Here is a 12,456-nt window from a genome sequence, read left to right as displayed (position 1 = left end):
CTTATTTCAATCCTTCCTGAAGAACCTTAAGGTTCTCTTCCATAATACTTAAATATGTTGCTCCAGATGCAACATCCTGCGATGTTGTAGACTGCATTGAATTCAATGTGAGAATCTGTGCATCCTTTGAATTTGTATTTTCGATAATAGTCTTTGCAATCTTCTGGTCTGAGTTTTCAATAGTAAATACTGTCTTAAGACCAAGCTCATCCACCTTGTCAGCTAAGAACTTAACTGTCTCAAAGCTGGCCTCAGTCTCAGCTGAGCATCCTACAAAAGCTGCGTAATAGCTGATATTATAATCATCAACAAGATATCTGAATGGGAATCTGTCTCCGAAAAGCACTGTATTCACGTTTGCAGCACTTACAGCAGCTTCATACTGATTATCCAAATCAGCAAGCTTGCTGTTGTAATTGGCGGAATTAGCCTTATATGTATCTGCACCTGCTGCATCTACAGCAGAAATAGCCTCGGCGATAGCATCTACAAGAGTCTGTGCATTCTTCAATGAAAGCCATACATGCTCATCATATTCTACCTCTTCCTCTTCACCTTCTTCGCCTTCTTCTTCCTCTTCCTCAGCTTCCATGCCTTCTACAACTTCCTCTTCCTTTACCTGAGAACCGAGAACATCCAGAAGATTTACTACCTGCATATTCTGATTTGTAGCTTCTTTCAGGGCATCTTCCACCCACTCATCAGACTCACCACCTACATAGATAAACACATCACATGTGGCAATCTTCATAATGTCCTCAGCTGTTGGCTGGTAGCTGTGAAGATCTACACCTTTGTCTAAAAGCATAGTGATTTCCACATCTGCCTTATCACCTACAATCTCGCGAACCCAGTCGTATTCTGGGAAGATTGTAGTAACCACAGAGATAGCCTCAGAATCTGTACCTGCTGAAGCCACCTCCTCGTCAGAAATCTGAGCGCTGTTTGCTCCGCAGCCCATAAAAACAGAAAGTGCCAAAGCACAAGTAAGTACATACGATATTAACTTTTTCATAATTAGATCCTTTCAAAATACGCTAAATTTTGCACCAAAATAAGACCTGCACTGGCAGGCAAAGGGCATAAATCAAGAATCTAATCTTACCTTTTGGGAAACTAATGTAGTCTGAACAGACTGATATTCAAAAGCTGTAACCAGCTCAGTCATGGCATGAGCCACGAAAATAACTGTAGCTACAGCAATTAATCCTGAACCAATAGTTTTGATGTTCTGCTCACACTGAAGAATAAGTGAGCAGACAGGACAATGTTCCTGACAATCGCAGTGATGTCCTGCATTTTCAGCAAGAAGCACACCTGAAACAAGCACAACAAGAACAGTAGCTAAAATAGCTACACTTGCAAGTATGCGATTAAAACCTGTTGTACCTCTCATGTTTCTCACCTCTCGATAGGGATTGTAGCCTAAAAGTTCATCTATTGCAACAGAAAGTTAGTATTATCAAACTAAAAAGGGCCGCCAAAAAGGCGACCCTGGACTGACACAATATTACATACTAATGATTCCAAACACATTAAGTACTGCACTTACAAGAATAATTACTACAAAAAGTGGGCAAAGGAACTTAATCATAAATCTGAATACACCCTTTCTCTTGAATGGGTGATTCTCCTGCTCCACCTCTGCCTCAAGCTTCTCTACTGTCATGAACTTTGTAATCAAGATACATGTAGCAAGAGCAGCGATTGGCATCATTACTGAGTTTGTAAGGAAATCAAAGAAATCCAAAAACTGCATACCGATTACTGTAACATCAGCAAGTGGGCCGTATCCCAGTGAAGAAAGGCTGCCAAGAAGGAACATAATAACAGCCATGATATTAACACCACGGTGTCTGTCCCACTTAAACTCATCTGCAAATGTAGAAACAGCACTCTCTGTAAGAGCGATGGCACTTGTTACTGCTGCAAAAAGTACCAATGCGAAGAATGCGATTCCGATTACTCTTCCAAATCCCATGCTTGCGAAAATCTTAGGCATAGTGATGAACATAAGTGATGGGCCTGCCTTAAGCATGCTCTCATCTCCATGTGAGAATGCAAAAACAGCTGGGATAATCATAAGGCTGGCAATAACAGCGATTGCTGTATCAAAAATCTCTACCTGCTTTGTTGAATCCTCGATACTTACTTCTTTTTTAACATAAGAGCCAAATGTAATAAGTATACCCATAGCAATGGAAAGGGAATAGAACATCTGGCCCATGGCAGTAACGACGGTCATAATTGAAAAGTGCTCAAAGTTAGGAATGAAAAGATACTTCACACCGCTTAATGCACCTGGTCTTGTAACTGAATAAATGCAGATAATCACTGCAAGTACTACAAGAATAGGCATTACAATCTTGGATACTCTCTCAATACCATTTTCAACGCCGAGATAAATTACGGCTAATACTAAAAATGTAAATACGATAAACCATAATTCAGTCTCTGCACCATCTGTAATGAAGTTTACAAAGAAATTGTCCCCAGCAATAGCATTCACATCACCGCGAATATATTCAAAAAGATATTTGCAAACCCATCCACCGATTACAGAATAGTATGGCACAATTAAAATTGGGATAATTGCATTAATCCAGCCACCAATCTTCATAAGCTTATTATTGTGACTTAATCTGTTGAATGCTCCAACAGGGCTTTTATTTGTAGCTCTTCCTACTGCTGTCTCAGCAACAATCATAGTGTAACCAAATGTAAGAGCCAAAAGTACATATACAATAAGGAAAATTCCTCCACCGTACTTAGCACATAAATAAGGAAATCTCCAAATGTTTCCTAAACCTACTGACGCTCCCGCGGCCGAGAGCACAAAACCTATTTTTCCTGAAAAACTACCGCGATTTTCCTGTTCCAAAATATTACCTCCACATCTTTATCTGCTTAGCACTTTAAACTGCTAAACACTCGTGAGAAGTATTATACCAAGATATAACTTTTCTTGCAATCACAGATTTTTCTCATTCGTTTGATATATTAAATTTGATATATTTTCAAATTGAAAATTGGCGTTTTTTGGGGGAGGCACACCATTGAACAGGCTTCGTGTTAGAAAAAGAATATTTTTGGCATTCCTGGGCACATTTATTGTGCTTTGTTTTGCTGTGCTCTTCCTTAATTCTAAGGCAGCCCCTTCCAGAGATACTCTAGTGGTCGGTGTCCCTTCTGACCGCTGTCCAGTCTTTTATGTTGACCCCGTTTCCTATGAAACTGTTGGTATCGGTGTAGATCTTATAAAGAAAGTAGCAGACGAAGCCGGCTATGATGTAGAAATAACAACTATCACTGAACCAAATTTAAAGGAAGCACTGGACAACAATGCATACGATATAGTTATGCCATTTGGCAGCTCCATCCAAAGTGCAAAAGGAAAAAACACCATCGTAACTGAAAACATAATGGAAACTCCATTTACTCTTGTAACTATCAAAGATGATACTCTGCCAACACTAAACTCTTTAAAGATAGGTATGCCTGTCTCCCTAAAAGGCGTGTCTGAGACTGTTCAGAAACTCCATCCAGGAATGAAAATCGTTTATTACGATGATATAGGTGAAAGTGTTAAGGGCCTCAAGCGGGGTGAAGTGGATGCTTTGCTTAACAACTCTTATGTGTGGAGCTATGTGCTTCAGAAGCCTTCATACATCAATCTTCATGTCCAGCCTTCTGCCATGTTCTCTATGGGATTTAAAGCTGGAACTGTGGATACCATTGAGGGACGAGAAATAATCAAACGACTTGACACTGGCATTTCAAAGATAAAAGAAACACAGGTGGAAGCTATCACCCTGGACTACACAACTCGACGCCTATACCACTATGATATTTTCGATTACCTATATCTATATGGTGCTTTCATTATTTTAGGCACCCTGCTATTCGCTGCTGTAATAGGCACTATGGTTTTCAGACAACGTTCTATCTCTCTTATACAGGAAGAACGCGTCAGACGTCTTATTGACCACGACGAGCTTACAGATGTGTATAGCATGAACGGATTCAGGAAGCGAGTCGAAGATATTCTCAGAAAGAATCCTTCAGTCCCTTACTTCCTGTCATATAACAACATCGTTGATTTCAAATTTATCAACGATAGCTTTGGAAAGGAAACTGGTGACAAGCTTCTAAAATTCTGGGCAAAAATCTCAAAAGAAATACTATCTGATGATGAAGCAATCGGACGAGTTACTTCTGACCAGTTTGTTATCCTTCGTCGAATCGAGGGAAACGCAAGAATCTACGAAGATGAAAAAGACGTAGTTGAGCCTGTAAATAATTACCTTATTAGTCAGGGTAAAAATTTCAAGGTTCAAATCTGTAGTGGTATTTATGTAATTACGCCAGATGATATCCAGAATATGGATGTAGATCATATGATAGATTTCGCAAGAATTGCTGAGCGCAAACTTCGCGAATCTGGAAAGACAGGATTTGAATTCTACAATCTAAATCAATGGGAATCTAAGAAGCGAGCTGTGGAGATAGTGGGTCATTTATCTTCTGCTATTGAATCTGGTGAGGTTCAGGTTTGGTACCAGCCTCAGGTAGATTTTTCTACAAATAAGATTATTGGAGCAGAGGCTCTCTGCCGTTGGGCTCATGGGAACCTTGGATGGATTAGCCCAGGTGAATTTATTCCTGCCCTGGAAAACTCTGGCAAAATCTACGAGCTGGATTGCTTTGTATGGGAAAAAGTGTGTCAGGATCTTCACCGTTGGAACACCGTTGGAAAACGCATGACTATATCAGTCAATGTTTCCCGAAATGACATTGAAGAAAATCCTAACATTCATTTACTGTTTGTAGGTTTAATTCGTAAATACGATTTAGGATTCGATCAGCTTCACATTGAAATAACAGAATCAGCCTATGTTGCAGATTCAACAATGCTTAACAAAACCACCGATACACTTCGTTCATACGGATTCCAGGTGGAAATGGATGATTTTGGAAGTGGCTACTCATCTCTTAACATGCTTAAAGAATTGTCAGTAGACCGCATTAAGCTTGATTTACGTTTCCTTACTGGACCAGGCTTCGAAGAAAAGGGACAGATTATCCTTTCTTATCTGATTCAGATGATTCAGCTTCTTGGAATCGATTTGCTGGCTGAAGGTGTTGAGACATTGGAGCAGGCTAATTTCCTTAAGGAAAAAGGCTGTGTTGAAATGCAGGGCTTTTATTTCCATAAGCCTATGAGCGTCATAGATTTCGAGGATATAATATAGTTTATCCTAGCAAATTCAAAACTTTCTAGGTGTTTTACGGCATCAATATGTTTGATAATTATAGTATCGAAATGACCGAAAGGAGCTTTACTATACTATGATTTACTACGTTGATGCCAAGGCTTTCCGTGATGGAGATGGTTCAAAGGAAAGACCTTTTAAAAATATTGGAGATGCTGCAAGCATTGCTGTAGCAGGTGATGAAATTCTTGTTGCAAGTGGTGTTTATCGCGAGAAGGTTACTCCAAGAAATGCAGGTACAGAGGATGCACCTATTGTATATCGCTCAGTTGAAAAGCTTGGAGCTGTAATCACAGGTGCTGAGGAAATTTCTGGTTGGGAAAACTTAGAGGGAAATTTATGGACTGTACGTGTAAATAACGGTGTGTTCGCTGATTACAATCCATATACTACACGTGTTTATGGAGACTGGTACTTCTCTCCTGCCATCAGACACACTGGTGCAGTTTTCCTTAACAATAAAATGATGTACGAGTGCGATTCTCTTGATGAATGCAAAAAGGGAGAGGCAAATCCTTTTGCATGGAACAAAGAGGAAGCATCTTATCTTTGGTTCACAGAGCAGGATTCTGAAAAGGACGAGACCATTCTCTACGCAAACTTTCAGGGTCTTGATCCAAATAAAGAAAATGTTGAAATTCTTGTCCGCCGTAACTGCTTCATGCCAGATGAAAACGGCATAAACTACATCACAGTCAGTGGCTTTAACATCAATAAAGCTGCTACTACATGGGCTCCACCAGCTGCATATCAGGATGGTATGATTGGACCACACTGGAGCAAGGGATGGATTATCGAGGACTGTGAGATTTACGGAAGCCGTTGCTGCGGTATCTCTTTGGGTAAATATCTTGACCCAGAAAACGACATGTATTTTACAGTTAAAAAGGTAAAAAGCCCTACTCAGATGGAGCGTGACGCTGTTTGTCGCGGCCAGTATCACGGATGGCTCAAGGAAAATATTGGACATCACATCATCAGAAGATGTCACATTCACCACTGCGAGCAGACAGGTATCGTAGGCCGTATGGGTGGCGTATTCTCTACAATCGAGGACTGCCACATTCACCACATCTGCAACTCACAGCAGCTTGGCGGTGCTGAGACAGCTGGTATTAAATTACATGCTGCTATCGACGTTACAATCAGAAGAAACCACATCCACAACAACATCATGGGTGTATGGCTTGACTGGGAGGCTCAGGGCGCTAGAGTAACAAGAAATCTTATGCACGATAACTGCCGTCCAGATGGAATCAAGCAGGCTGATGGTGCCATGTTCAACACTGATGTATTTGTTGAAGTTGGCCATGGTCCTACACTTATCGACAACAACCTGCTTCTCTCTCCTGTTTCAATCACAATCCCAAGTGAGGGTATTGCATGCGTGCACAACCTGATTCTAGGAAGCTTCAGTTTAATTAACTCTGGAGTAGACAGCATTATAAATGGACAGCGTGAACCTCGTTACACTCCTTATCACATCCAACACAGGACTGAGGTAGCTGGTTTCATGACAATTCTCCATGGAGATGACCGTATATACAATAATATTTTTGTACAGCACTATCCTATTACTGATAACACAAAGACTGCTGCAGATGCTGATTACCAGGCAGTAGGTACAGCACCATTTGATATTTTCCCTACTTACGATGACTGGTATGAGCCATTTGCTCCAGATACAGATCCTGATATGGGTGGTCTTGCTGAGGCACACTTCGGACATCTTCCGGTATGGATTGACGGAAACGTATATCTTAACGGTGCAAACATTTATAAAAACGAAATTCATCGCTTAGAGAACAAAACATTCAACCCTGGAATTAAGTTAGATGAGAAGGACGGAAAATGGTATCTTACTGGTGAATTTGCAAAGGTACTTGAGAATTTCAATGTAAATATCATCACTACAGAGTCACTTGGACTTGCCTTCGAGCCAGAGCAGGCATTTGAAAGACCTGATGGAACACCAATCACATTCGGCAGAGATTATTTCGGTGACCACAGAATAATCCCTCCTGTACCAGGCCCATTTGCTGATTATAGCAATAAAGAAATCTTGGTATGGGCATAAAAAAAAGAGTTTTGGAAGTTTATTCAACTTCCAAAACTCTTTTCATTTTTATTGATGGTAACAAATATTTAAACATCGCATATGCGTTAATAACAAGAGCGCCTATCCATGCACTGATTTCCGCAAATGCGGTAGCTCTAAAACCGATTCGGCTCATAAGTATTGAAATCACTGCCGTTCTTAGAAGCATCTCTAGAATTCCGGAAACCATTGGAAGCATTGGCTTTCCCATTCCCTGTACTGCTGCCCTGACTATAAACAAAATGTTCAAAAAAATTAGCATTATTCCACAGGTTGGAAGGAATATGCACACCAAATCAATCTGGTCTTTTCCTGAAAGAAGCACTCTGGCAAGGTTTGCTGGGAAGAAAATCATTACCCCACCTAAAATTACATAGAAGCCTGTTACAATCTTCAGGCCAAACTTTATTCCATCAACAATACGGTCATATTTCTTTGCACCGTAGTTCTGGCTTGTGTAAGCGCTAATAGCATTAGCCATTGTAGCCGCTGGATTCATAAACAGATTCAGATACTTGCTGCATGCTGCATAAGCGGCTGTATAAACTACTCCGTATCCATTTACAAAATACTGAACTACCATACATCCAATAGCTGTTATCGAGTTCATAAGGGCCATTGGAAGACCATTTGAGATAAGCAGCAACCATACTCTCTGGTTGTTTGCAAAATCAGATTTAGATAATCTAATCATCTCGATAGAGAATAGCTTCTTCAGACAAATAAAAACTGACACTATCTGAGCGATAATTGTGGCAATTGCTGCGCCCTCAACACCCATCTTGAATACAAAAATAAACAAGCTATCAAGACAAAGGTTTGTAACTGACGAAACAACGATGGAAATAAGAGGTGTCTGGCTATCTCCAAGTGAACGAAGAATAGCTGCTGAGATATTGTAAGTGATTCCTACAAACAATCCACCAAATAGTATATTTCCATATTTGAGACTGTCCTGAAAAATAATAGGATCAGTTCGTAAATACGTTAATGCATTAGGCAAAAATAAAACACTGAATATTGTAAGTCCAACTGCTAAGATTACTCCTAATTGAATAGTACCTGCTAATCTGTGATGTAACTCATCAAAATCCTTTGCACCAAAGCTTTGGGCAATCATAATACCAAATCCATTTGCCAATCCAAATGAAAAGCCCACTATCAGGAAAAATAGTGAACCCATGTTACCAACTGCTGCTAAGGCATTATCACTAATACCCCTTCCAACAATCATCGAATCCACGAAGTTGTAAAGCTGCTGACACATGCTAGTCATCAAAAGTGGCCAGAAAAACCGTAAAATCAAGCCTGCTGGCTTTCCATCAGTGAAATCAATGGTCTTACTCTTTGAAATTGTAGAACTCTTCATACCTTATATCATCCTTCTCTTCTTTATCTTTGAACATATTATTAGATGGTACAAAATAAATCTATTTAATATTTGATTTAATCGTGTTCAATTTTTGATAATTATGTAAAACTCTTACGATTCTTTTCTTTATATGGGCATAATAATACTACGTTTTGTTCACAAATAAAGTGTATCATCAGATTAGTGGTGATAATGGCTGATGGTATGCTTAGTATTTGGAAGGGACCCCTATGGTTTGGACTTTTAGTTATGTAATCCCTAGCTTAATGATAATGGCAGTATTAATCGGTCATTACGTTTCGCTACCAAGATTGCCAGTAAAGAAAAATCTCATATTTGTATACCTTACATCTGCAATATGTCTATGTATGTCCTTAGACATTATTTCTTCCTGGGCAGATATGCATGATGAGTTCTATCATGATGCTTTTCTTTATGTCTTGAATAGTGCCTATTTTGTTGCCTTCTTTGCATGTGCCTTCCTTTTTCATATATTTACAGCCAATGTTTTAAATGTAACTTTATATGAACACGGATTTAAGCGCTATCTGATTACATTGCCAATGATTTTTGGTGATGTCATTGTAGTGACCAGTTCCTGGACACATTGGTTTTATTACATAGATGATGAGGGCTATCACGCCAGTGTATTATACAATGTTCTTTATTTTATCTATGCTATATATATCCTCTTGTCGTTCCTTCTTATTATCAAGCAGCGACATCTACTAATTAGGCGTAGGGAATGGGAAATTCTTGTTGGCTGTAATACGATGCTTTCTATTGGGCTTTTTGTCAGATATGCTTTCCCAAGCCTGCTTTTGGAGAATATCTTTACCCTTACATCGTTTATAGTACTCTTTTTAGGATTTGAAAATCCTGATTTATACCTAATTGAAAGAACATTTATTTTCAACAGGGTTGGCTTAAGGGATTACATAACAGAGCTTTATAATAAAAAATCTATTAATGCATTAGTGTTTGGTATTAAAAATTTTACAGATAAGCTGGAGCTCTATGGTCTTGCCCAAACAAATCAGGGTCTGTATTTGATACAAAACTACCTCAGGAAGGAATTTCCTTCTAATCTGATATTCTACAATGATGCAGGTAGTTTTATAATCTTTGGCTCCAAGCCTTCTGAATGGCCACAGATTTACTCAAAGCTACTATACAGATTCCAGCAGCCATGGATTTCCATGAATACAGAAATATACTGGGATATAGGTGGAACTGCCATTACTCTGACCGAAAAGAACTTACCTATGGATATCCTGCTTCGTATTTTTAACATCGCATATTCTAATCCAAACAAAATTATTGATAACGAGCTTATAACTATAGAAAATGCTGATATCAATAATATCGTTGCCCAAAACGACATGAAGCGTTCTTTGGAATTTGCTATTGATAACAATGAAGTGGAAGTATTCCTCCAGCCAATTGTAAACAGCAAAACAGGTAAGGTGGTAGGCGCTGAAGCTCTTTCTAGAATCAGAAATTCATCAGGTGATTTACTTTATCCTGGAGAATTCATTCCTATCGCTGAAAGAAACGGTAAAATCAATCAGCTTGGAAAGCAGGTATTCAGAATATGCTGTGAATACGCAAACCTTCCAGAATTCAGAGCACTTGGTCTTTCATTTATAAATGTAAATCTGTCACCTATACAGCTAATGAGAAATGATTTGGAGCAAAGCCTTACCACATTTGTCAGGGACAACAATCTGGATGCTGAATTCATTCATCTAGAAATCACAGAGGAGGCATTTGTAGATGAATACATGATTGAAAAACAAATTGCCTTACTTAATAAAAGCGGTTTTAGATTTGTTTTAGATGATTATGGCACAGGCTATTCAAACATATATCGCATACGCAAAACACCATTTATAAATATTAAGCTGGATAAGAGCCTTGTGTGGGATTACTGCAAAAAGCCTGGCGAAATTCTTCCAAGTGAAATAACAGCCTTTAAAAAGAGTGGATTTGAAATCACAGCGGAGGGAATCGAAAATGCAGAGATGGCCATAAAAATGCGTGATATAGGCTGTGATTATTTGCAGGGATACTTCTATTCAAAGCCTATTCCAATTAATGAATTTATAAAATATTGCAACGAACAATAAATAAGAGCCAGTTGGATACCATTTTAAAAGGGTATCTAACCGGCTCTTAATTTTTTATTTTATCTTATGGATTCAAACTCCTCTACTATCTCCTTTTCTGGAGCAGGTGTAAGAAGACTTACTACCACGCAAAGGATTAAAGCTATGATGAATGCTGGAAGAAGCTCGTAGATTCCGAAGATTCCTCCAAGTGGTTTGATACCAAATTTCCATACAAATATCATCACACCACCGCCAATCATACCTGCGATAGCGCCATATTTGTTTGCTCTTTTCCAGAACAGGGCCAGAAGCATAATTGGTCCAAAGGCTGCTCCAAAGCCTGCCCATGCAAAGGATACGATACCAAATACTGAGCTGTTAGGGTCTCTTGCTATGATAACACCAATGGCGGCAATGATAACAAGTACCACCCTCGCCATAACCATCTGCATGTGCTCAGAAAGATTGATTCCGAAGGTCTCATGAAGAATATTTTCTGATACTGAGGATGAAGCAGCAAGCATCTGTGAATCACAGGTGGACATTGTACAGGCAAGAATACCTGCTAATATAACACCTGCCAATAGAGATGCTATAAAGCTGTGCTCTGCAAGTGTCTGTGCGATGATAACAATAGCTCTCTCTGAATCTGCAAGCTCTCCGATTGCTCCCTCATGTACCATAGTTCTTGTCATTACACCGATGAAAATAGCTACGCCCATGGCGATGAATACCCAAACAGTAGAAATGCGACGGCTAAGCTTAATCTTCTCTGGGTTCTCGATAGCCATAAATCTGAGAAGGATATGAGGCATTCCAAAGTATCCAAGTCCCCATGCCATTGTTGAAATTATAGTGATAATGCCACCATAGGAAACACGGCTGACTGTCTCGAAATCATGCATTGCTGTAAGGCTGATATATCCGTCCAATGAATTTGAGTAAGTGCTTACAGTGCTGATTCCATCAACAGTTGAAAGACCAAAGCAAACAACTGCTATAAGAGCGATTGTCATAATGATTGACTGAATAAAGTCTGTAACAGATGCTGCCATAAATCCACCTGTAGCTGTGTATCCGATGATAACAGCTGCTGAGGCAATCATAGCAATTGTATAATCAAGTCCAAACAGCGATGAGAAAAGCTTTCCGCAGGCAGCAAATCCTGAACCAACATATGGTACAAAGAAAACTACTATGATTAAAGAAGATATAAGCATCAGTGTATGACTCTTATCTCTGAAACGATTCTCAAAGAAATCCGGTATTGTAACTGAATTATTCTTTTCAGAATACTTTCGAAGTCTCTTCGCCACCAGTAACCAGTTAACGTAAGTTCCAATTCCAAGTCCAAGCGCCGTCCAGAAAACATCGCAAATACCAGTGGCATAGGCTACTCCAGGAAGTCCCATCAAAAGCCATGAAGACATGTCAGATGCCTCCGCACTCATAGCTGTTACAAAGGGGCCAAGCTTTCGTCCGCCTAAATAATAATCTCCAACTGTGTGATTTTCCTTGGCAAATGTGGCGCCCATAATCAAAAGTGCCGCAAGGTAAATCACTATCGCAATTACGATACCTAATGTTGCCATATAAATCTCC

At 39.4% G+C, this 12,456-nt stretch carries 8 protein-coding genes; 3 read left to right on the top strand and 5 right to left on the bottom strand.

Features of this window, described 5'->3' with window-relative positions; all coding sequences use genetic code 11:
- Position 1: 1 nt before the first annotated feature.
- The 3 genes from G592_RS0102525 to G592_RS0102515 all read right to left on the bottom strand — a co-directional run bounded on the left by G592_RS0102525 (position 2) and on the right by G592_RS0102515 (position 2,884).
- Positions 2-1,015: a metal ABC transporter substrate-binding protein gene (locus G592_RS0102525; RefSeq protein ID WP_028246423.1), complete on the bottom strand. Its 1,014-nt coding sequence runs from the start codon at positions 1,013-1,015 to the stop codon at positions 2-4.
- A gap of 72 nt (positions 1,016-1,087) precedes the next feature.
- Positions 1,088-1,396, bottom strand: a complete 309-nt coding sequence (locus G592_RS0102520; protein WP_028246422.1) for a hypothetical protein — start codon at positions 1,394-1,396, stop codon at positions 1,088-1,090.
- Positions 1,397-1,510: 114 nt separating this feature from the next.
- Complete coding sequence (locus G592_RS0102515) at positions 1,511-2,884, bottom strand: sodium-dependent transporter (RefSeq protein WP_155942142.1); 1,374 nt, start codon at positions 2,882-2,884, stop codon at positions 1,511-1,513.
- Between the two features lie 172 nt (positions 2,885-3,056).
- On the opposite strand from G592_RS0102515, the gene G592_RS0102510 reads away from it, so the two are divergent.
- Together G592_RS0102510 and G592_RS0102505 are read left to right on the top strand one after the other, a co-directional pair.
- Entirely contained in the window at positions 3,057-5,252 is a 2,196-nt protein-coding gene (locus G592_RS0102510) for an EAL domain-containing protein (protein WP_028246420.1), read from the top strand.
- Positions 5,253-5,349: 97 nt separating this feature from the next.
- On the top strand, positions 5,350-7,350 hold the full coding sequence (locus tag G592_RS0102505) for a right-handed parallel beta-helix repeat-containing protein (protein ID WP_028246419.1): 2,001 nt from the start codon (positions 5,350-5,352) through the stop codon (positions 7,348-7,350).
- 19 nt (positions 7,351-7,369) lie between these two features.
- Here the strand turns inward: G592_RS0102505 and G592_RS0102500 are convergent, their stop codons facing one another.
- On the bottom strand, positions 7,370-8,740 hold the full coding sequence (locus tag G592_RS0102500; RefSeq protein WP_028246418.1) for an MATE family efflux transporter: 1,371 nt from the start codon (positions 8,738-8,740) through the stop codon (positions 7,370-7,372).
- A 233-nt stretch (positions 8,741-8,973) separates the two neighbouring features.
- Here G592_RS0102500 and G592_RS0102495 point away from each other — a divergent pair, with 233 nt between their 5' ends.
- Entirely contained in the window at positions 8,974-10,872 is a 1,899-nt protein-coding gene (locus tag G592_RS0102495; protein ID WP_028246417.1) for an EAL domain-containing protein, read from the top strand.
- A gap of 59 nt (positions 10,873-10,931) precedes the next feature.
- Here the strand turns inward: G592_RS0102495 and G592_RS0102490 are convergent, their stop codons facing one another.
- Positions 10,932-12,446, bottom strand: coding sequence for a sodium/proline symporter (locus G592_RS0102490; protein ID WP_036951609.1), 1,515 nt, complete (start codon positions 12,444-12,446; stop codon positions 10,932-10,934).
- Positions 12,447-12,456: the final 10 nt, after the last annotated feature.

The organism is Pseudobutyrivibrio ruminis CF1b (genome assembly GCF_000424005.1).
GTDB classification, from domain to species: domain Bacteria; phylum Bacillota; class Clostridia; order Lachnospirales; family Lachnospiraceae; genus Pseudobutyrivibrio; species Pseudobutyrivibrio ruminis_C.
Note: the sequence above shows the minus strand (reverse complement) of the source record. Positions and strands in the feature narration are given on the sequence as shown.

Coding starts and splice junctions, on each gene's coding strand:
- G592_RS0102525 (WP_028246423.1), bottom strand. CDS start 1,015: ATGAAAAAGTTAATATCGTATGTACTTACTTGTGCTTTGGCACTTTCT.
- G592_RS0102520 (WP_028246422.1), bottom strand. CDS start 1,396: ATGAGAGGTACAACAGGTTTTAATCGCATACTTGCAAGTGTAGCTATT.
- G592_RS0102505 (WP_028246419.1), top strand. CDS start 5,350: ATGATTTACTACGTTGATGCCAAGGCTTTCCGTGATGGAGATGGTTCA.
- G592_RS0102500 (WP_028246418.1), bottom strand. CDS start 8,740: ATGAAGAGTTCTACAATTTCAAAGAGTAAGACCATTGATTTCACTGAT.
- G592_RS0102495 (WP_028246417.1), top strand. CDS start 8,974: ATGGTTTGGACTTTTAGTTATGTAATCCCTAGCTTAATGATAATGGCA.
- G592_RS0102490 (WP_036951609.1), bottom strand. CDS start 12,446: ATGGCAACATTAGGTATCGTAATTGCGATAGTGATTTACCTTGCGGCA.